A 22,071-nucleotide genomic window follows, 5' to 3' on the forward strand; every position below is an offset into this window, starting at 1 on the left:
ATCTGACACCACGAAAGATAAATCGTCATTGCGAGGCACGAAGCAATCTTACAACGATATCGCTACTAGCGGCCGCATTAAGATTGCTTCGTCGGCTGAAAAAGCCTTCTCGCAATGACGATCTAATCATTTTAAACTATAAAAATAGTTTATATTGATAAAATCATTATCTTGCTTTATAAATCTTTAGCATGAAAACATTAGTATTTATCTTTTTATCAACACTTTTATTAGAAACCCCAACGATTGAAAAAGATCGTGATCGATGGAAGCCTTATTATACGGATACTGCTCCAGCAAAAACAGCTGATAACTGGTTTCTTCCTTTTGATGTAGCTAACCGTAAGAAAATAAACAACATTAAAATCATCAGCATTTTTGGCGATCATAGAGATAGTTATGTTAAAGGTCACATCCACACGGCTATTGATATTAATCCTGCACAACCTAAAGCGAAACTGGTTAATGTTTATGCCATGGCCAATGGAATAGTATGCTCTGTCCATTTAGGTGAAAACCAACGTACAGTTGTGCTAAAACATAAATTACCAAATGGTTTAACCATGTTTACCACCTATAAACACCTAAAAGAAGTTTATGTAAGCAATGGCCAGAATGTTGACCAAAACACCAAACTGGCCAGGTTATTTACGCCTCAGGAAAGTAAAAAATATGGGGGCGATTACCATCATCTTCATTTAGAGATCAGAAAAAAATTTGATGATTATGGCTGTGCAAGCTGGCTAACTTTTAATAATAAACAACTGAACGAACGGTTTTATAACCCTCAGGTATTTATAAAAGAACATATCAAATAGCGTTGTAAAATAAAAAACGCGCATTTCCGAATACTTCGAAAATGCGCTACGAGACAATTAAAATAAGTGGTTATAAATATTGTTAGCGTCAGAACAGAAATATCTGACGCAGCATTTAAATCTTAATACGTAAATTTAGGTTTCCCATTATCGCAGGTTACCCCTTTCGGTTGTATCACCAATGCACAATCAGAATACACACCGTATTTTTGATTATAATCAGCTTGTAGTTTGGTAAATTGTTCAACCTTTTTCAGAAAAGTGCTTTCATCTATTTTTACAGAATAAGCAATGTAACCTGATGCGCCTCCGCAAGCTTTAGATCCAATGGCGGTGAATTTCCATTCGCCGGCATTTTCACAGGTAAACTGCTGGGCTGATTTTTCAATGTCTTTATAAAGTCTATCCAACTCTGACGAATCAACATTTCGCATAGAATCTTCTCGGTCTTTACACGCCCACATCAAACTTATAATCAGTACAATTGAAGTTAAAATAAATAGCGTCCGTTTCATCGTTTGTTAATTTAATCTAAAACGGGAATTAAAATAAAAACGCTACATTCCTTAAGAATTCTTAAGACCTATGAGGTTTATCGGCAACATGCTTAGGAAACCTCATAGGTCAGGGAAGCTTTACAGTTAGTTTACCGGTGGAAAATTATAAGGTTTCCATGCACGAAGCACGCTCAGTTCTTTCTGTGTTTCTTCGCTTATGCCTACACCCCAGGTATTAAAAAATGGGGCTAAATTTCTTTTTACCACATTAGAATACGTTTTAACCCATAAATCGCGTTTTTGCTGATCGTTTAACCTGCCTATACTTGGTCCGATTTTTTGATATTCTTTAAAAAACGCTTTAAAACTTTCCCATCCAAAACCTTCCTGCATCTGGCGGAACATGATCAGGCCTAAAAAGGCATCACCCTTCCATTTTTCATAACTCGCACCTTCGGCAAAATATTTTTTCATCATCTTTTGCGTATTTGCACTTGATACGCCGGTATGCGAATCGTCCCGTCCGCCCATTAACCTATCGAACATATAAATTGAAAAGAAGTTATTGCTCACTTCGGTAGTGCCACCAAAAACCCAGTTCAGATTTTGCATGTTGTGACCAATTTCGTGGAAAAAGCCCCAATTTGCACCTCCCTTACTTGGTTTCATCAGCAACTCAGGGTTGGCCATAATTTCGTTAGAGAGCATCTTTCTGGATGGTGAATGGTGAATCATGATCGGATAACCGCTATGCATGTATCCTCCGCCAATATGCTCATCGGGCACCATCCGTTGAGCCCTATAAAACGGCGCTGGCATATTTGCCAGATCTAATTCTCCAAGTACAACTAAATCCCATAGTTTTAATACTTCATCAGGATTTTTGATGGTTTGCAATACACTATCAGGCAAAGTTAAAATCACATTTTCAGTGGCCATCTCGCCCCAAGGTGCTTTATTGTTTTTTAATTGGTTCTCCCAATCACTTTGCGTGCTTTTGCCCAGCACAAAAAGTGGAGCTGCAACAGCATGGCTAATTTTGAAATCAATTTTTCTACTTTCGGCCTTAGGTTTAATATTAATGTAGATCAGTCCACCGAAAGGCGACGCTAATCTGTTTTTACCAATTACCAATTGCTGTTTCTTGGTTATAATCGGCATCCTGCGCCAATCTTCCTTGCCTGCTACCCAATAGTTTAAGCGATCGCTATGTGCACCGATCTGAACTTCAAGCTCGTTTACATTGGTGTTTTTAGGTACATCAACTTCTATATACTCGCCAGCTTTTGCATATAAACCTGTACTGTACATGGTAGCATTATCGTAACCAGAGTAGCCTAGGGTTGACACGATAGACACTAAACTATCGGCCATTTTTTTATGTTCGATGCTTACCGTTTTACTTATAAACTGAAAACCAGTCTTTACAGTACCTGGAAAGACATCAGCTGATGGTTGTGCTTTGATATTCTTATAATCGGTGCTTTTTAAAGTTTCATCACTCCATTTCGCAATGGCTTTTCTAAATGCCGTGTCGCTTTTGGAAAGCGTGTGTTGTGGTGTAATGACAATTGTTGCGGGATCTTTAGCTACATCTTGGGCAAAGGTGCTTAAGCATGCTGCTACTAATGCAAGGGATAATAGTGATTTCATTTGTGTTTGGTTTGTTGTTCTTTAAGAATTATACTTTTTTTAAGCGGAAAACCTTCGTTTCGTGAGCAGTTACTTCACCATTCCACTTGTTATTTTTGCCAATTACTTTATGTTGCCATAAATCTTTGATCTCGTATTTACCAGTCAGGCCTAATTCGGCAAAGTTTATTTTTGCATTTTGGGCAGCTGTCGATTTATTTAAAATTGCTATGGCGAAATCTCCATTGGCTAAAGGACGGACAAAAACATCCCAGATATCAGTTTTGATTTTTCTTTCGGCCTGTTTGCCCAAAACATCCTGGTTTAATGCAATTACTTCTTCGTTTGTAAAAATGGTTTTTGCTTCATTATCCATTTTACGGATATCGCAACTCGCATATAATGGCGAATTAAGCATACTGTATAAACTCATTTGGCTTTGATATTCAGCTTGGGTACAACCTTTGCCATTAAAGGCCGATGATGGGCCTTTTGTGCCATGTAAACCCGCAACCAACATATCTCCATCGTTCCATTTACCTGGGCCAGAAAAACTTGCCAATCCTGCTGTTTTATCTACCACATTGTAAATGCCTACTCCTCCCTTACCTTCTACATCATTCCATTTATCTCTGATATCGTAAGTGGTACGCCAGCTCTGTCCGCCAACCTGTGCACCCCAGTTCCAAGGTTCGCGTGGACCCCACTCGCAGATTCCCAATACAATTTCTCTACCCGATTTGCGTAGCGCCTGAGCTATTTTACCATAACGGGCTTTAGCAGTTTCAACATCTTCTGGGGCATTGCAATAGTCGTATTTTAAATAATCTATTCCCCATGAAGCAAAAGTTTTAGCATCCTGATCTTCGAAATTTAAACTTGCAGTGTAACCACCACAGGTTAAAGGAGCAGCATCAGAATAGATACCCAATTTCATCCCTTTGTTATGCAGGTAATCGGCCAGGGCTTTAATGCCTGAAGGAAATTTCTTAGGATCGGCAATGATTTTGTTTTTATTATCGCGGCCGCCTTGCCAACAATCATCTAAAAAAATATACTGATAGCCTGCTTTCACCATCCCACTGGTAACCATTGCATCGGCCATTTCTTTAATATCTTTTTCGTTCGGATTTTCGGACATGATGTTCCAGCTCATCCAGCCCATTGGTGGTGTAGCAGCTAATTTTGATTCCTGTGCAAAGCTGATTTGAGCAAACAACAACAAGCTAAAGCAGATTTTGATAAGTTTCATTTTATTTTGGTTAGGTAATGTTAGTTTGATTACAAAAAAACGGTCGTCATTCTCACGAAGGTGAGAATCTTAATGCTTTTGGTTTAAGATTCCCAATACGGTTGGGAATGACGAACCGCCTATATTTTCATCCAATATTTTTTTAATAACCTTTGACAGCTTATTTAATCGGTTTGATATAATAGCTGTACTGGTAATCTTTAAATGGAATCTGGTACTGAATTAACGGCATAGATCCCCAACTATCAATCCCCTGAACACCTAGTTGTTGCATATCCATGTGTACATAAATCTGGTTACGTTTTACCAGTTCGCCAGAGTGATATTGTTTTTTCTCGGCCTCCGGATCTAAATCTTCCACCGAATATGGCAATGCATTAAAACTCAATAACTGATCGGCAAATTCGAAACGTAAGCCCTTACCTGCTTTATTGGTAAAAGTTACCCAACGTACATCGGTTTTATTACCACTTTCCTGTGGACGTGCATAAGGAAAATACTGATCTGCAACCGTTGATTTATAAGTACCGATTAATGAAGCCGTTTTTCTATCTACATAATTTTCGCCCGGCCCACGACCATACCATTGGATATTGCTGTAATCATTTTTTAGCTGCAGATCGTTACCGATACGCATTAAACTTTTGTAGTTGCCCTTTACGGCTTTAAATTGGGTTTCAACTTTAACCGTACCATCAGGTAAAACTTCAAACTTCTGTGTGGTTTCTGCATCTCCATTTAATAAGGAAGATGTAATGGTAACTTTAGCAGTTAAGTTATCAGCACTTACAACAGTTTTCTTTATAATTGTTCTATTTTCATCATAAACATTGCGCCACATACGCAATTTGGTGTTTAAGCCTGCACCAATATCATTATCAGTTGGCGCACGGTAAAAGCCTGGTTGAGGACCTTTCGCCAAAACCTCTTGTCCATTAATGAGATAACTGCTTAATAGACCTTTTGTTAAATCAAAACTTACAGAAAAGTTATTTCCACTTACCGTAATTTTTTCTGGCGTTTTATCAACCTTTAAAGATTTCTTGTTACTGCTATAAACATTGGCCTTTGGCGTCCCGGCCAGTGCAATCTGCTCGTAGGCAATTTCATACCCTTTTTCTAAAAAGGGTTCAGCTGTTTTTAAGCGGTAGCGAACGTTTAAGAAATATTCTTTACCTGCCGCATAATTCGTTTTAAATGGTAAGCTTAACAGCTGCGTTTGACGTGCACCAACGTTCAGGTTACTTACCACTCCACTCTGAATCACTTTTCCATCTTCTACCAATTCCCAGTTTAACTGTACATTGCTGATATCTTTAAAGAAATAGCTGTTGTTTACATTAATCTGGTTGGTACCGTTAAAAGTAGTTTTGATATATTGATGCACTTTTTTTAATTCTACTGCCATTGGTGTCATGCCACGATAGGCGGTAACCACACCTTTTACGCAGAAATCGTTATCGCTAAAGTTTTCGTCAACCGGACCACTTAGCGGAAAATCACCACCATAAGCCATAATGCGTTTACCGTTTTTAACGGTATCGATCGCTTGGTCTATCCACTCCCAAACAAAACCGCCCTGTAGTTTAGGATTGTTCTCTATGGCATCCCAATATTCTTTAAAATTACCCAGACTGTTACCCATAATATGCGCATACTCACTCATAATAAACGGCCGCGTTTCTTTATCCTGTTTCGAATAGCGCGGCAGATAGTTTGGCGAAGGGTATTGCGGAACAATCATATCGGTATTGAAATCACTCTCAGCCCTTTCGTACTGCACCGGGCGGAAATCTTTTCCTTTAAGCCATTGATAAGCCTCGTAAAAGTTAACACCGTTACCCGCTTCATTACCTAAGGACCAGGTAATGACCGATGCATGGTTTTTATCACGCTCGTACATCCTGGTAATGCGCTCAAGATGAGGAATACGCCATTGTTTATCATTGGCAAAAGTAGTTTCCAAACTATAATAACGGCCGTGTGATTCGATATTGGCTTCGTCGATTACGTACAACCCATATTCATCGCAAAGTTCCATCCAATAAGGATCTGGTGGATAATGAGAATGACGAACTGCATTTACATTCAGTTTCTTCATCATTTCCATATCTTTCTCCATATCAGCATGGGTTAAAGTATGTCCCTGTGTGGCATTGTGTTCGTGTCTGTTCACACCTTTTAGGAATACACGTTTACCATTAACCAATAAATCGCTTCCTTTAATTTCTACCGAACGGAAACCCACGCGTTGTGGAATTACTTCGATTATTTTATTGTTTTTGTCTTTTAAAGTGATGTAAAGCGTATATAAATAGGGAATTTCTGCCGACCAGTTTTTCACATTACTGATCTGTGCTTTAAAAGAAAGATCGGTTTTATAATTCCCCAGCACTTTTTGGATTGTGGTGGCATCTTTCCAAACGTTATTTCCTTTGGCATCAACTAAATCAAGTGCTACATAAAAACTATCTGGGCGGCTATGGTTAGTGCGCTGATCTATTTTATAATTTTCAACCGCTAAGTCTACATTTAGCAATCCGTTGGTATAAGTGGCATCTAGATTCCCTACAACTTTAAAATCGCGGATAGCTAATTTTGGCGTGGAGTATAAATAAACCTCACGCTCTATTCCGGATATGCGCCACATATCCTGGCATTCTAAATAGCTGCCATCACTCCATCTGTAAACCTGGAGCGCTACGGTATTTTCTCCTGACTTAACATATTTGGTAATATCAAATTCTGCAGCCAGTTTACTATCTTCACTATACCCTACTTTTTTACCATTTACCCAGATATAAAAAGCAGATTTAACAGCGCCTAAGCTGATAAACACCTGTCTACCGCTCCAGTTAGCCGGAATATTGATCTTCTTCCGGTACGAACCTACCGGATTATTATCGGCAGGAATATCGAATGGGGGATTCATTTTCGCACCGGTGAGTTGCCGGCCAGCAAACTCATACGGTTGGTTTACATAAATTGGGGTACCATAACCATTCACTTCCCAGTTGGCAGGTACTTTAAAATTATCCCAGCCTTTATCATCAAAATCGACCTTATAGAAATCTGTAGGTCTTTTACGTGGATCTTTTACCCAGTTAAACTTCCAGGTACCATTTAATGATAAAAAATATGCTGATTTTTCTTTGGCTCTTTTAGTTGCTAAATCTTGGTTTTCGAAAGCAAAAGCCGATGCCCGCATAGGCAAACGGTTTACCGAAACCACTTCGGGCGTTTGCAGTTCGGAGGGCAGATCTTGTGCACTGATTTGCCCGGTGATAAATAATGATGTAAATAAAATGGCTAATTTTCGCTTCATTCTGTGTGTATGATTTTGGTTTGCTGCTCCAAATTACTGATGATTAACTGATAATAATGAAATTGTTTTAGCGCAAACGTTTGAGTTTTAAATATGTTACGGAGGAGAGAAATTTATAAGGATAAACTGATGTCTTAGTATGCATTGCAAACACCTAAAACAGAAAAAACCCTTTGCCACCTCAGGCGGAAAGGGTTTTACTAACTGAACTACTACTATTTTAAAAATTCTATTTCAAAGTTGCTGAGGTAAGTTTTACCATCAAAACCGAAATCAGATAGGATATTTATTTTCATCCAATACAAAGTAAGTGCAGAAACATCACTAACTGTAGATGGAATTGATAAGGATGATGTTACAGGCTCAGGTGTTGTACCTGGAGGGTACGAAGCCCCTAAATTCGCCCAGCTATACAAACCTGAAAGTGCCATGTTATAACCACCGGGAGCCTTGTTATAGAAACTGCCCTCTGCTCCTTCATCCATTGGCCAAAAACCAGTCAGATTTGCATAATTAGTATGCTTCGTAATATCTTTCAAGCCCAAATTGCTTTTAATAGTTGCCTCACTTAAAACGGTATTAAAATATGCTAAATTAGCACCATAAAAAGATGTAGGTGTATCATTATCACCAGTTCTATGGCCTACTCTAAATCCTTCTGTTGTGCTTAAACTTTTTCTGCCAGTAATATTTAACGCAGTTGCGTTTTGACGTTTATCATCTATATACATAATTAAGTTCCGCGTTGTTGAATTGATGTACTCCACCGTCATGGTTAAGGTATGCCAATCTGTTCCTGGAGAATCTGTCGATGTTACATCTTGCTTTCCACCACCTCCATTTAAAGTTCCTCCAGTAGTAATTACCCACTTGCCACCAGGATAAAGTGCCCATTGCCAACCTGTAATTGCCTGGCCACTTAGATTAGTACTCTTACTAAAAAAGCTCGAGTAGCCACTTGGAACTGAATTAAATTTCACATCCATCTGTACTGTAAAGCTTTTTGTTTCGCCAGCATCGTAAAGATTATTGTCATTAGTTAAGGTAGCTCTGCCAGTAGCATTGTTGAATAAAACTGGATTAAAACCTGTTTTCTTTAGTTCATAAGCTTTAAAAGCAGAATTATAAACTAATGTAAAACCATTAGTTGGATTGGCGCTACTGCCACCATGATTGCTGGTTATGATCACAAGCCAATCTTCATTTGAATAATTTTTTCTGGCTTTTAAAGCCGTCATAATATTACCAACATATTCATCAGCTTTTATTATTGCATTTTTGTAATTCGCATTAGTGGCTAGGTATCCCCCGTTAGCGCCTGCGGCTTCTACTTCCCTTAAATTAACAGCAATTGTGCCCAAACCTGATTGGCTATTTAAGATGCTTATCGTACTGTCTTTAACTGCTTGGTCGGTGGTTACAACAGGAGAAAAATCAGCATTACGCATGTAATTGCGCAAGTTAGCCCAAGGCGTAACTAAGGCTGTTTTTACCGCTTTGTACTGCGTTACATAATCAAAAACATTACGGTAAGATACAATTTGCGCGTGATCATCTCCATTTGGATCTGCAACCCGTTCGAAATTATCTCCACTGATTTGATGTTTTGAAAAACCCGTGCCAGTTAACAAAGATACCCAACCTGCAGCATCAGATGCTGTTTTTAAGGTATTATAGCTGTACTTTGAGTTTTTTTGTAGTTGTGTAATATTAGTGGGTGCTACGGTTTGTAGCTCAGTTCCTGTTAACCCATCAATACTGATAATTAACACCTTACGCTGCAAACCTGTGGCCCTTTTTAGATCTTCGTATACTGGCGGTGGATTATCGTACTTTTTACAGCCAGAATAAATTAAGACGCTTAGAAGCCCAAATGAAAGGACTTTAAAAATTTTATTATCTAATTTCATGATCTCTTAAATTATGGCTTAATTAAATTCATTTCAGCAAATACCACATAAGGATTAGTGGTATATCCGTTTTTAACAATTACTTTGAAAAATTTGGCATTTACATTTCCATTAGGGAAAATATATTCGAACCTGTTGGCTGTATTAGGCAAAGTAGTGGTACCAATGCTGGTGTAATTAATATTATCTCTACTGCTAAAAATTTCTATGTCTTTAGCATCCCCAGCCCTATTGGTACCAGCTCTACCATTAAAATACATACCCTTAATTGCAATATTAGCACCCGCATTAAATATGAAGGTAAAAGGAAATGATTGTGCGGGTGTTGGGCTTGAATACTGAGAATGGTAGTAGGTAGTTAAATTATTATCTACCAAAGCAGCGGTTGATCCCTCTTGCGCAGGAGAACTTGCTGACACAACAGTGGTAGTATAAGTAATAGTACCTGTTCCTCCAGTTTTATTTAAAGGATTATAAGTCCAAAGCTGTTTTGTTAATAAAGGATATTTATTAGACATTTTAACAGCTACAGCATCACTATAATTAATACCCCAGGCATCAAAAAATGGAGCTAAATCGGTTTGGGCATAGTCAGATAATTTTTCATACACAAAATTATGCATGGTAATATCGCTAGAGTTTAAACGTGCTGCATGCCTGGCTTCCGAATACAAATAGGTCATGGCTCCATAACCATATTTCTCAAAAATCTGAACAAAAGGTGTCATCCTTTTAAACGGATCATTCATTGCTCCATCGGTATCGAAATTTTTTGTACCTGTACCAGATGCATAGGTTATGGCCTGAGGAAAACCACTTGAAACTGCAGGATGCAAAATATTATAATTGGCGCCAATTCTGTTAGCCACTTTAAAGTTGAACAGGTTATTGGTGGTTTCGCCTAAGGTACTCCAACTCCATACCCTACCTTGTTGGCAATTATGTCCGAATTCGTGATAGGAACCCCACATCCCGTTACTGGTAGTAATGTTTGTTAGACTTGTAAAACCTTTAAACCACTCACTATCGTTCAAACCCACAAAAGGGAAACCACTGTGGCCGTAACCTACTGATAATTGAATATCCAAGATCCCTCTCCACGGCCCCTGCGGGCTTTTATCTCTTGCATCTACTGCATTATCTGATAAACCCATCCAGGCGTTGTAATCCAAATCAAATACGTCGTTCCATTTGCCCAAAGCAACTGTTGGATTCGTATAGGGTTCGGCTGACGAAAATGTAGCGATAATTTTATCTCTCGGCACCAAGAAAATTACCCTTTTGCTACGTAGCTCCAACCAAGGTACCTGCGAAGCTTTCACCTTATTTACCCAGTCTGCATCTACGGTTTGGCCAAGAATAAAATCAGGAGAAACACAAGCATTGGTAATGGTAAATTCAACAGGATTTGGATAAGCTCTGCCTGCCCGGATATAAATGGTACCGCCATATAAATTACGTACATAGTTAGCACCAGCATATAACTGTTGGCGCATATAAATTACCGGATCTCTTAACAATGGCGATTTTCCTGAAAGATTATCGGTATGGCCACCAACCTGAACAGTTAAACCTTCGATACCTGCCGGAACTTCTATTTTAACCAGTTCACCTGGAGCAGCGTAATAACCAGTGCTGTACTGCGGCTCTGGAGCTACTGAAATGCGTAGATTCTCAGCAGTTTGATCGGTAAAATTTAAATCTAAGGTAAATTTAGCATTTTGTACACGCGGCTCTGACTGATCTACCAAACCTGGAAATACCCTAGCCTTAGCATACATAGACTTATCGATCACCTTCATGTTGGTATCAATCTTGCCTTCAGCAACATTCTGAGAATCGTCAGGGTAACCATCCGGAATGTTGTAACCGTATTTTTTACAAGCTGTTACGCCTAACACTAAGGCAACGGCGCATAATATTGTGAAATGATTGAGTTTCATATTTCTAATATTTAATTAGTTTGTTTGCAAAGTAACTGAAGGGTTATAAAATTTACCCATTAAACTCCATTGCGCTGGTACGGCAATATTCATCCAATTATAGATTAATACGGGAATATCAACACCATTAGGTACAGCTTTAAAAGCTGCTTCGGATATTGAAGGAGACAGATTTGGAGAAATATCAGCAAAATTAGTCCAATTAGGTGTTCCTACTAAATTCATTTGAGGTGCTTTGCCAGTCACATCATTTATTACACTTCCAACACCTTCGTTACCTCTAAAATAGGCTATTAAATTATTGTAATATGGATCTGTTATTGGCGTTAAAGGCGTTTTTTTACTTGCCGCTATAATATCTGCATTCGGAATAGCTATATTGTAAACTGCAAATTCGGTAATAAAACAATCCACATTAGTATATTTTCCAAACTGTAAAGGCGCTGTGGTATTTAAATTTCCACTACCTGCAGTTAAGGCTAAATTAGCGGTTTGCGCAGCTATACCATCAACAAACATACTGGCCGTATGGGTAGTACCATTGTTAAAAAACCTTACCGCAACAGAGTGCCACTTTCCATCATCTATCTTTTGTGATGTTGGCCCTTTTGTTTGGCTGTTACCAGTAGTCCCGGTGAAACTCGCGTTAAAAGTAATAATGCCACCGTCGTCTTTTATAAAGGCCCAACCCGGTACGCCTCCGGTTATTCCACTAGTAAGGCCTCTTTTTTGGAGAATAGCACAGTAACCTGAATTCCCGGCACTTCCATCCCAGCGGATGTTAAAACGTATGGTAGCCTCGACATTTGTACCTAAATTTAAAAAATTAGGATCGCTTTGTACTGCACCATTGGTTGCGTTAAACTTTGCACCGATTCCGGCATATGGAAGATTACTTACATCAGGTTTTGTTACAGGGTTCGGTTTAAATTTAGGATTGTAAAAAGCCACAAAAGTATTACGGGAATCGTCGGCATAGATATTTGAGCCTGCACCACCACCCGAAGTAGGACCACCGCCTTTATTAGATGCTATTACCACTAACCAGTTTTCCTGAGCATAAGTCTTTCTCGCCCTTAAGGCTGCTAAGATTTCTCCAACATAGCTATCTAATGTATTAATAGCTGTAGTATATGCTGCTGTAGACGCAGTATATCCATTAGCTGCTCCAGCCGTTTCTGCGCTGTGAAATTGTGCTACCAATAGTGATGGATTGCTTGAGGTTAACTCAGTAATAACTGCAGTTTTAACTGCAGCATCATCAGACAGGGTTTGTTTAACGGTTGCATCAGTCGCTAGGTTATCGTTAAATGCAGCTGTTGCACCGAAAGAAACCGTTCTCGCACTGGGTATAGTTGATTTAATTCCGCTAAATAATGTTGGAGTTGGCTGCAAATTTAAGCCTGTGAAAGCCTCTGTGGTAACATTATGTTTAGTATAATCTACGCCAGTAAGCATGGTAGTCCAGGATGCTGCGTTGGTGATCACATTTCTCTGGTAATCGGCTACTCCATCATAAGAATAAATCGAATTTGTAGTAATTTGTGTCAGGTTGCTCGGTGCCAGGCTGCTAACAACCGAACCCTTTACCCCATCCAATATAATGTACAACACTTTTTTAGCATTGGTACCTAAACCAAGCGTATCATTTCTGAATGATTTAGGAAGTACACTATCAAAATTTTTATTGCAGGCCGATTGGAGTAGAACAAAGCCCAAAACGAGTGCAGTACCTATAGTTTTTACATTAAAAACTGATATTATATTTTTTTTCATATCTGTGTAATTAAAGTGTACAGTTAATTAGAAATGATTAATCTAAGTACGTTATGTGGCAATATGGAATTAAACCTGATGATATCACCTACCAAAATCACCTGCGAACCATTTGATATTGGTGTTTCAATCATGTCACTTATCCTACCCTGAAAACCTCCTGTATTGTTATAGCCCACAGCCAACTGGCCATTAGGTTCCAATATCATAAAGCCTTGGCGCAAGTAATCACCATATTTATTGAATGAGCCTGCAACTATTATTTTACCATTATTAAGTTGGCCAGCGAAAGTAGCTATACCGCCAGTAATAGAAGCACCGATAAATGTACTTACTAATGATCCGTTTGAATTTAGTAAAGCAATGCCAGAAGAAGCTTTTCCATTAAAAGTGGTAAAATTACCACTCACCACAATTTTATCGGTAGTGCTATTGTACCTTATCGAATAAATGTCTCCATCAGCACCAGCACCTGCACTAAAGCTCTGATCTACAGAACCATCTAAGTTTAATCGAACAATCCTGTTAGCCGTTACCCCGTTAAAAGTGGTAAAACCACCTACTAAAATAAGTTTACCATCACTCTGCATCGTGGCGTCGGAAATACCACCGTTTCCTGCAGCAGCACTTTGACGTGTGTTTTTATTATAATGAAATGTAGAATCCATAGATCCATCTGCATTTACACGCACAATCTGTTTCATCCGGGTTACATCGTAAACTTTCTCATCATAACTAGAATTTGGATAATACATCCTTTTAAAGTTCTGAAAACTACCTACAATATAAATCTGCTCTCCAAAGACAAAGGTTTTTCTCACCAAACCGTCTACCCCTGCATTAAATGCAGCAACAGTATCACCATTTTTCCAGGTTTCTCCAGGTTTAGGGTTAACAATTGGCACTAGTGAATTACCAAGAGCATCTTTATCTGCAGTTTTAATGGTATCTAAAGTACCATTGGCATTTAATCTAGTGATATTATTTAGTGTTTGTCGGTTTAAACGCCAAGAATTAAAAGAAGAAAAACTACCTGCGATAATAAATTTGCCATTCTGTGAACCGCTAGATATTCTATTAATCGAAGTAATAATTCCAATTCCTCCCATTACCCCTTTTCCAAAATTAATATCTGAGGTAATGTATGTACCATCTGCATCTATTTGAGCTATACCCCCATTAGGTGATAGCAGTGTACCTCTTTGTTCAAAACTTGTAAATCCTCCTCCTAACCAAAACCTCCCAGAAGGTAGTTTTTCGATATCAAAAACTGTTGTTATACCCGCAGCAGCAACATTGCCAGCTCCGTTTATTATTTTAAAAGTGGGGTCTACAGCTACTTTTCCTCCAACCTTAACAATTGGTCCAAAAAAGCTTTGACCTTGAGAAGTAATCCAAACACTTCCGGTACTCGCCGTTAGTGGAACCTTGAATTGAATGGTACTATCAGTATAATTTAGCACTTCTGCTTCGATCTCATTTACATACAGCTTAAAATTATCTTTATATTTCATTAAGCCTTTAACCTGAAGATTTAAAGTTGTTCCAGCATTTACGATATCAGGATCGGTAGTTTTAGAAATAAAAGTAATCCCTAAAACCTGTTTCCCACCAGCGTATGGATCATCGGCCAGTCCCTTACTTTTTTCGCAAGAAACCATTAGGCTAGCAAGGCTAATCACCACTGCTACCAATAAGCCTGTTCTATATTTTATGTTTGTTAACATGTATCTGTTAATTTATATTAATAAATAATTAGCTATGGTGTAGGGGGTAAAATGCCAGCTGCAACTACTTGATCTATAAACGTATCGGTATTAAAACCAAGGTTATGTTTAATTTTTGTTAATACATGCAATACACCATTTGTAGTCTGTATATCTGAAGTAGCAATAGGATTATTCTGCAAGGCTACTTGTGGATTAGATAAGTCTGGGATATAAGCTAAAAATAACTGACGATAACCGGCATAACTAACCCCACCTGCATCGCTAAAAATTGCACCGACATTCATGATACGCCCTCCATAAGAAGTATAATTTTGCCCTGGATAAGCAAGATACGAAAGCGTATCTCTTTGTGGATAATCCTTTAACAAGTTAGCACCTTTAAAAATATACTGAGAAAGCGTGTTTCTCCATACTTCTGGTTTAATCTGGCTGAGTTTCGATACCGTATCCTTACCATTACTTCTTAAATACTCGTTAAGTCTTTTAATACTTTTGAAAACAGAACCACTAGGCGGCGCAAAAAAAGTTATCGTTTCCTTGTCCAATACGTCATTCATTCCAGCTAAGTTGATCACTGTTAACGTACTATCAAAGAATGGTTGTTTTGCCTTCATATACTGTAACACACTTCCATTGTATTTTGGATCGTGTACGCCAGTATCGAAATAGTATTTTTTGCAACTCGCAAACATGAGCAGAGTACCGATCAATACCAGTAAAAATGCTTTATTTTTGTTTTGTATTTTCATCGTCTTAATTCCAAAAGTTATTACCTACTAAATATGGATTAGCAGAACGCTCAGTGCTACTAATGATTAAAGGCCAGGTCCATGCGCCATTGTTAAAATTACCAACACTGATTACTGCTTTCGAATACTCTGTGTTTACAGCTCTTTTTGTACGTACCAGATCAAAAAAGAATTGTCCTTCGCCAATTAATTCTCTGCAGCGTTCCTTATAAATGTCATTTTTCAATTCTTCACCACTGGTGGTAAATGCCGGTGCCGCTGCTGCTGCTCTTACCTGATTAGCATAGGTACGTGCTGTAGCATCATCAGCAAGTTCTGCTGCAGCTTCTGCAGCGAGTAACAACACGTCTGGTAGTCGAAAAATCACCGCACTATCATCACTGTTTATACTCAAACTTGCACCAGATCCAGTTGCATATACATTAATGTATTTCTTAAACTGGAAAGTATTATTATCAGCATTATAGTTTTCAAACCATACGGATACCCTGGCATCAGGTGTACCAGCAGGAAAAAGTTTGTTGATGTAATCTTTATCATAGGCCATAAAACTGGTGGTTTTAGTTATACCACCACGAATAGGAAAATGAGAAAAGAAATAAGAATAATTGGAAAAGGTTGAGAATGTTTCACCATAATTATAATCCTGCAAAACACCAAATAAGTTTTCGCTAGAGCGGCCTTTAAAAATCCTTTGTGTATTTTCTACGGTAATTGGCAACAATGAATAATTTTTATAGCTAGCCATCTCTTCTCCCAGTGTTAAAACCGATTTATAATATCCAGTTTTATCTCCTGTATCCCAGGCTGCTGCCCACATGTTTAAATGCATTAACAGCGCAACTGCACTGGCTTTTGTAGGTCTCAATCCAATTAACGATGCATCGGTATAAGCTTCTGGAAGATCATTTTTTGCAGCATTCATATCTGCAATACACTTTTTCATTACTTCTACCTGTGGCGTACGTGGTAGGGCTTTGCTGTTATAAGGTTCTGTGTAGTAAATGGCATCGCCAAATAATTTACAAATAAACATGTAACTTAAATTACGTGTAAATACCGCTTCCGCCTTGTATCTTTTTCTGTCTGCATCTGATAAGGCAGAAGAAGGAACATTATCTACTTCGTAGTACAATATATTGCTTGCCGCAATAATATCGTACCAGGCTTTCCAATCCATAATGGCTCTTAACCTACCATCGTATGTTGTTGAGCCAGTTATTGCAGGTTTTAAATTATTAGCAATTAAATTGTTAAATACATTATTTCCGTTATTATCAATGGTACCAACAACTTTTACAAAGTTCCCTCTCACATCAAGTGCAGGCATTATTACACTAAAACCTATTTTATCTCTTAATCGAGAATAAATTCCGTTAGTAAAACCTTCAACATCATTTCTGGTCTGCCAAAAATTGTTTCCAGATAGCGCATCAATTGGTTCAACATTAAGAAACTTCTTACATCCAGGCGCTACGATAAATAGTAAGGTAGCAACCAGTAAATATTTTATATTTTTCGCTTTCATCATTTCCGATTTAAAATTCAATATTTAAGCCCAATGCAAATTGTTTTGAGGCAGGATAACCTCCTGAATCGTCTCTACCCAATGCAGTTACGTTTTCTGGGTTGGGTCCTCTGTAACGCGTAATAAAACCTAGGTTAGAAGCCGTAGCGTTAATGCTTACCCTGTTCATACCAAAGCGTTGCGTAAACTTTTGATTAAACATATAGTATACTTTTACCGAGTTTAATTTAAAGTACGATCCATCTTCCTGGAACAAGGTTTGGTTGTACCTGAATGGACTTAACAATTGCGCTCTAACAAAATCCAATGGGTTACCATAAGTAGCCATATCGCCAGGTGCTGCCCAGTAACTGTACTCCGATAACGGCACCAGATTGCCCAAAAGATTTGGATTGCCAAAACGTGCAAATTGCGATGCCAAACTGTTGTTTAAAATATCTCTTTGTAAGGTAAATGAAGTGTTAACCTCTAAACTCCAGTTTTTGTATTGAACTAATGTGAAAAACCCTCCAGTAATTTGAGGTTGTGAATTTCCTGCAATAACCCTATCGAACTCGTTTAAAACATAGTTACCATCTAAATCGGTAAATACTGGATCGCCTGCCCTGAAATAGTTCAAAAGACCGTTTGAACCAATACGATAAGGCAAACCAGTAAGTGGATCTACAGGAACCTGAGCATTTGTACTGTAAACACCTTTTGTATTATACAAATAGTTAGACAAAGAGTTAATACCCAAACGGTAATAAATATCTTGTCCTAAATCTGTATCAAAACGAATTTTCTCCCTTAACCCATCAGGTAAGGCCGCAAGTATCTCTCGGTTAATCGCTAAGTTTGCACTTAAGGTCAATTTAAAAGGACTAGTTGCATTTAATGGTCTACTGGTAACCTGAAACTCCCAGCCGTAATTAACGTTACTAATTTCTGTAGAAGCAATTTGATTAAATGAATTAGCTGTAGAAAGTGCTTTTTCCTGGAAAATATTATCAGTCTGTTTATAATATGCATCCATAGCTAAGGTGAATTTACCGTTAAAAATACCGATATCAAAACCTGCATTGTAAGTGGTAGCCTTAGTTGGTTCTAAACTTAAATTTGGCAAGAAATCTAAGTTGGATATTACCGTGTTGCTATTATTGTAGCGGTTACCGCCAGAATATTTACCATAGGCCTGATAAATATTACCATTAGGTGTAATGTTAGAACCATAACTTAAACGGAAATCACCATAATCTAACCATTTTGGAGTTCCTAAAAATTCTTCCCTGTCAAAATTCCATTTAACTGCAATGGCCGGATTTTTCTTGTAACCTGCATTCGGCCCATTAGTAGAAAGTCCATCCACACGATAGTTTAAATCGATTACATATTTTTGCTTATAGTTATAAGAGAATGCACCAGCAAAGGCTATTGTTCTTAAATCTGTGTAACCAATTGTTCCACCTTTTGACGTTAAATAATCTGTCATGTTGGTTAACGGTCCTCTCAACTGATCATTTACTACCCTATCGTTTAATATTGCATCCGATTTAAAGAATGATGCTCTTAACTCTGAGAACGCAAACACAGAAAAGTTATGCGCATCTTCACCAGCTTCTTTTAATGAGTATACATAGGTAAGTTGGTTACGGTTATACAAGGTAGTGGCCCGATCGTTATAGGTATAATATTCTGCCTGATTCGAATTTAGTGCCGCCGGAGAAAAATTATCTTTCGTGCTCGATTTTGCGGTATAATTTAAATACGAACCTAATTTCAGATTTGGTACAATCTCATACTCTGCATTTAACTGTGCTGAAGTATTTAATACCTTATTATCATTATCCGTAGTTAATGCCCCTAGGACTGAATTAACTGAAGAGTAGAGCGAGGGCGCAGGCAGCAAGGAGGATGAACTTCCTCCGGACGCCACTCCCGAATTCTGGAGTCCGTTACCACTGCCGGTTTGTTGTTTCTGTATGGAGTTATTCAACTGCCCCTCTAGCTTAAACTTTCGGCTTGGTGCATAACTCATATTCATATTCAAATTATAACGAGAATATCCGGTATTTTCTTGAATACCCTTTTCATCGTAAGCTCCTAATGCAACCTTGTAGTTAAACTTCACATCTCCCCCAGAAATATTTAAATTATGGGTTTGGTTAAAAGTTTGACGATAAAAATAAGACTGCCAATCTGTAGAGTTATTATAATAAGCATTTAAACTATCAGATAAAAATGGAGTAGAATTGATTAAATCGATAGCATGATTTAATGTGGTATCGTAACGCAAAATCTGATCGATTCTTAACAAGCGCTCGCCCTTACCACCAATTACCGAACGCAATTGAGGAACAGTTGACATAAATGCCGAACCATTATAACGTACTACTGGTACTTTCGAGTTACCTCGCTTCGTGGTAATTAAAATTACACCATAAGCACCTCTAGATCCATATAGCGCTGTAGCTGCTGCATCTTTTAAAACTGTAATATCTTCAATATCCTCTGGTGGAATTTGTGAGGCTGGCGAAACACCGGGGCCTGCTTGTTGAAAGCCATAAGAATAATCGGTATTATCATCAACAGGTACCCCATCTATTACAAATAATGGAGAGGTTGGTGTTAAAAATGAACCATTTCCTGAACCAGAAACGTTAATATTCGAAATACCACGGATGGTTACATTACCCCTAAAACCAGGAGCACCAGTATTATTCTGGATGTTTAAACCCGCTACCTTACCTTGCAGTAACGACATTACATCGCCAGCTGGCTGACCCTGAATATCCTTACCAGATATGGTTACCGCAGAGCCGGTCATTAACGTTTTTGTTTTGGTTTGGTAACCGGCTGTAACCGTTACCTCTTTTAAGGTTTTGTTATCAGTACCCAAAGTAACCGAAATATTGGTTCGGTTGTTTACTTTTATTGTAGTAGACTCGTAACCCACATAACTAAATGTTAAAGAAGCGTTACCAGCTACGGTTACCCTAAATTTACCATTATTGTCTGTAATACCTAATGAACTGCCTCCACTGGTAACACTAACTCCGGGTATTGTTTCTTTTGACTTTGATGAACCATCTATAACTATCCCGGTTACAACAATACGTTGCTGGGCAATAGCTAAATTTTGGAAACCAAAAATCAATAAAATAACTATGGTGTAAAAATACTTCATCGGAAATATGTTTTGTTTTAGTTTATACTGTTCCATTAATCATTATCAAATTTTGGTTTGTCCCGCTTAAACCAGAAAGTTACCTCCCAGTCTCCCTTTTCATAAATATTAAAATTGAATGCTAAGAAGCATTGTTGAAGCACGTTACCAAAAGCCTGTCTGTTAAATCTGAAAACTATTCGGGCCTGATCTCCAGAAAGTGTAGTGTATTTGGTTGGGTATGCACTTAACGGTATAGGGTATGCAACATCATACTTCACCTTGGTGGCGTCTTTAATCATGTTAAATCCATGCACGAGATTTGCCCAATCGGTAGCGGCAAACTTATCTGGATTGATCGGATTGGATAGCGTATCTACAAACTTGAATGTAATACTATTACCGTTACCCGCTTTTTTAAATAATACCTGAATATCACTTCCGGTACTTAAAGGCTGACCACGTTCGCCCGTAATATTTACACTGGTAGGATTCACAGAAACCGAAGTGCCCTGACCTGTAACAGGATCTAGATTAGATGGCTCGTAAGGTCGTTCGCGTAGTGGGCGCAGACGAAAATTCTGATAATACTTTCTTCCGCCTGAATTCGACATTTCGACATCGAAAACATAACCAGAATCTGGTTGTGCTTTTATCATGTTAGAATTTGCCGCGGCCCACATTAAAAATTCTCCAGAATGTGGTCTTACCTCAAATAATGGATGGTTTTCTATCACTCTTTTCGCATTGATCTCATTTAGCGATTTCTCTGTACCATTGTAAGCCGTTTTCCAAACTAACACCGGGTAATTATTGGTTAGTTCTGGTGCCGGCTCGCCAGTAAAAGTGCGCATGTTTACAATCTTAAAATCCAACGGCCTGCTCGAATTTCCGTATTGGAAATTATTGGCAAACAAGGAATTTCTACCAAGAACAGGTTGATATAAGTATTGTATGTACTGAGAATCGTTGGCTATGGATAAACGCTCTTCGGGTAAATTCTTTTTGCATGACGATAAGACTATGCCACCAATCAATATGGTTAAGAATATTCGTAATAGATTTATATTATTTTTCATCATCACTTTTTAATTGTTCAATCTGTAGGTGAATTCATCAAAACCAAAGTTGTGTATTGGTGTGAGTATATTGATAATGGCATTATTGGTTTTAACATTAACTGCGTTGGTTGTAGTGGTTACCCAATAGGTTGTAAAAATAGAACCATAAGTATCGCTAAAATTCAATGTTGCTGGCCCACCGCCTATATAACCTGCAGAACTCAGTTTCACATATTTAATGTGCATCTGGTAGTCGATTACAATGTTTTTCAATAACATGCCATCTACATTGTTGATGTACGCATCGGTAGTTCTATCTCCTCTAATGATGTATTTGCAAAGCATATAGCCCAATTCGTTGGGATCTGCATTTGATAAATAAACTGGTGCTTTCCCCTGGTTTTTACGTACCATGTTTAAATACTTCTCAGCGGCCTCAAAATTTTTGTTCACTGGTGCAAAAAGTGTTACTTTTTGGTTCGTTAGGGAATCCTTTAGGAAAGGGTAACGGTCTAAAACCAATAGCAAAGAATCGAATGTACCTTTAGGCTGTGCCCTTAAGTAATCCATTGCCGAACCATTAAAAGTTTGCTGTGTATTTACATAATCGTGATAAGGCGAATCATCTTTTTTGCAGGCGGTAAAGCACAAGCAAATAAGCCCTAAGAGAAAAAATGTAATTCTATTATATGATAAATTTTTCAT

14 protein-coding genes are annotated in these 22,071 nt (G+C 38.1%); 1 reads left to right on the top strand and 13 read right to left on the bottom strand.

The window, feature by feature from the left end; genetic code table 11:
* Nucleotides 1-191 precede the first annotated feature (191 nt).
* Complete coding sequence (locus LQ227_RS01965) at nucleotides 192-818, top strand: M23 family metallopeptidase (protein WP_230143899.1); 627 nt, start codon at nucleotides 192-194, stop codon at nucleotides 816-818.
* A 122-nt stretch (nucleotides 819-940) separates the two neighbouring features.
* Here the strand turns inward: LQ227_RS01965 and LQ227_RS01970 are convergent, their stop codons facing one another.
* From LQ227_RS01970 to LQ227_RS02030, 13 genes are all read right to left on the bottom strand, one after another.
* Nucleotides 941-1,333, bottom strand: coding sequence for a hypothetical protein (locus LQ227_RS01970; RefSeq protein WP_230143898.1), 393 nt, complete (start codon nucleotides 1,331-1,333; stop codon nucleotides 941-943).
* Nucleotides 1,334-1,459: 126 nt separating this feature from the next.
* Complete coding sequence (locus LQ227_RS01975) at nucleotides 1,460-2,968, bottom strand: M60 family metallopeptidase (protein WP_230148004.1); 1,509 nt, start codon at nucleotides 2,966-2,968, stop codon at nucleotides 1,460-1,462.
* A 28-nt stretch (nucleotides 2,969-2,996) separates the two neighbouring features.
* The gene (locus LQ227_RS01980) at nucleotides 2,997-4,199 is read right to left on the bottom strand and encodes a glycoside hydrolase family 27 protein (protein ID WP_230143896.1); all 1,203 of its coding nucleotides are present in this window, start codon (nucleotides 4,197-4,199) and stop codon (nucleotides 2,997-2,999) included.
* Between the two features lie 160 nt (nucleotides 4,200-4,359).
* Entirely contained in the window at nucleotides 4,360-7,524 is a 3,165-nt protein-coding gene (locus tag LQ227_RS01985) for a glycoside hydrolase family 2 TIM barrel-domain containing protein (RefSeq protein WP_230148005.1), read from the bottom strand.
* Nucleotides 7,525-7,739: 215 nt separating this feature from the next.
* Nucleotides 7,740-9,434 (bottom strand): alkaline phosphatase family protein, encoded by a 1,695-nt coding sequence (locus LQ227_RS01990; RefSeq protein ID WP_230143893.1) that lies wholly within the window; start codon nucleotides 9,432-9,434, stop codon nucleotides 7,740-7,742.
* A gap of 11 nt (nucleotides 9,435-9,445) precedes the next feature.
* A complete protein-coding gene (locus tag LQ227_RS01995) occupies nucleotides 9,446-11,377 on the bottom strand; it encodes a M60 family metallopeptidase (protein ID WP_230143891.1) in 1,932 nt (643 codons plus the stop codon).
* A gap of 15 nt (nucleotides 11,378-11,392) precedes the next feature.
* On the bottom strand, nucleotides 11,393-13,153 hold the full coding sequence (locus LQ227_RS02000; protein ID WP_230143889.1) for a DUF4983 domain-containing protein: 1,761 nt from the start codon (nucleotides 13,151-13,153) through the stop codon (nucleotides 11,393-11,395).
* 23 nt (nucleotides 13,154-13,176) lie between these two features.
* Entirely contained in the window at nucleotides 13,177-14,880 is a 1,704-nt protein-coding gene (locus tag LQ227_RS02005) for a DUF5008 domain-containing protein (protein ID WP_230143887.1), read from the bottom strand.
* Nucleotides 14,881-14,912: 32 nt separating this feature from the next.
* A complete protein-coding gene (locus tag LQ227_RS02010; RefSeq protein WP_230143886.1) occupies nucleotides 14,913-15,632 on the bottom strand; it encodes a fasciclin domain-containing protein in 720 nt (239 codons plus the stop codon).
* A gap of 4 nt (nucleotides 15,633-15,636) precedes the next feature.
* A complete protein-coding gene (locus tag LQ227_RS02015; RefSeq protein ID WP_230148007.1) occupies nucleotides 15,637-17,163 on the bottom strand; it encodes a RagB/SusD family nutrient uptake outer membrane protein in 1,527 nt (508 codons plus the stop codon).
* 7 nt (nucleotides 17,164-17,170) lie between these two features.
* On the bottom strand, nucleotides 17,171-20,326 hold the full coding sequence (locus LQ227_RS02020) for a SusC/RagA family TonB-linked outer membrane protein (protein ID WP_230143884.1): 3,156 nt from the start codon (nucleotides 20,324-20,326) through the stop codon (nucleotides 17,171-17,173).
* A gap of 35 nt (nucleotides 20,327-20,361) precedes the next feature.
* Nucleotides 20,362-21,384 (bottom strand): DUF5007 domain-containing protein, encoded by a 1,023-nt coding sequence (locus tag LQ227_RS02025; RefSeq protein ID WP_230146587.1) that lies wholly within the window; start codon nucleotides 21,382-21,384, stop codon nucleotides 20,362-20,364.
* Between the two features lie 9 nt (nucleotides 21,385-21,393).
* Complete coding sequence (locus LQ227_RS02030) at nucleotides 21,394-22,071, bottom strand: hypothetical protein (protein WP_230143882.1); 678 nt, start codon at nucleotides 22,069-22,071, stop codon at nucleotides 21,394-21,396.

This window comes from Pedobacter sp. Bi27, assembly GCF_918698255.1.
In the GTDB taxonomy this organism is placed as follows: domain Bacteria; phylum Bacteroidota; class Bacteroidia; order Sphingobacteriales; family Sphingobacteriaceae; genus Pedobacter.

Excerpts from the sequence above, each read along its gene's own strand:
- LQ227_RS01980 (WP_230143896.1), bottom strand. The coding sequence starts at position 4,199 with ATGAAACTTATCAAAATCTGCTTTAGCTTGTTGTTGTTTGCTCAAATC.
- LQ227_RS01965 (WP_230143899.1), top strand. The coding sequence starts at position 192 with ATGAAAACATTAGTATTTATCTTTTTATCAACACTTTTATTAGAAACC.
- LQ227_RS02000 (WP_230143889.1), bottom strand. The coding sequence starts at position 13,153 with ATGAAAAAAAATATAATATCAGTTTTTAATGTAAAAACTATAGGTACT.
- LQ227_RS02025 (WP_230146587.1), bottom strand. The coding sequence starts at position 21,384 with ATGAAAAATAATATAAATCTATTACGAATATTCTTAACCATATTGATT.
- LQ227_RS02020 (WP_230143884.1), bottom strand. The coding sequence starts at position 20,326 with ATGAAGTATTTTTACACCATAGTTATTTTATTGATTTTTGGTTTCCAA.
- LQ227_RS01985 (WP_230148005.1), bottom strand. The coding sequence starts at position 7,524 with ATGAAGCGAAAATTAGCCATTTTATTTACATCATTATTTATCACCGGG.
- LQ227_RS01990 (WP_230143893.1), bottom strand. The coding sequence starts at position 9,434 with ATGAAATTAGATAATAAAATTTTTAAAGTCCTTTCATTTGGGCTTCTA.
- LQ227_RS02030 (WP_230143882.1), bottom strand. The coding sequence starts at position 22,071 with ATGAAAAATTTATCATATAATAGAATTACATTTTTTCTCTTAGGGCTT.
- LQ227_RS02015 (WP_230148007.1), bottom strand. The coding sequence starts at position 17,163 with ATGATGAAAGCGAAAAATATAAAATATTTACTGGTTGCTACCTTACTA.
- LQ227_RS02005 (WP_230143887.1), bottom strand. The coding sequence starts at position 14,880 with ATGTTAACAAACATAAAATATAGAACAGGCTTATTGGTAGCAGTGGTG.
- LQ227_RS01995 (WP_230143891.1), bottom strand. The coding sequence starts at position 11,377 with ATGAAACTCAATCATTTCACAATATTATGCGCCGTTGCCTTAGTGTTA.
- LQ227_RS01975 (WP_230148004.1), bottom strand. The coding sequence starts at position 2,968 with ATGAAATCACTATTATCCCTTGCATTAGTAGCAGCATGCTTAAGCACC.
- LQ227_RS02010 (WP_230143886.1), bottom strand. The coding sequence starts at position 15,632 with ATGAAAATACAAAACAAAAATAAAGCATTTTTACTGGTATTGATCGGT.
- LQ227_RS01970 (WP_230143898.1), bottom strand. The coding sequence starts at position 1,333 with ATGAAACGGACGCTATTTATTTTAACTTCAATTGTACTGATTATAAGT.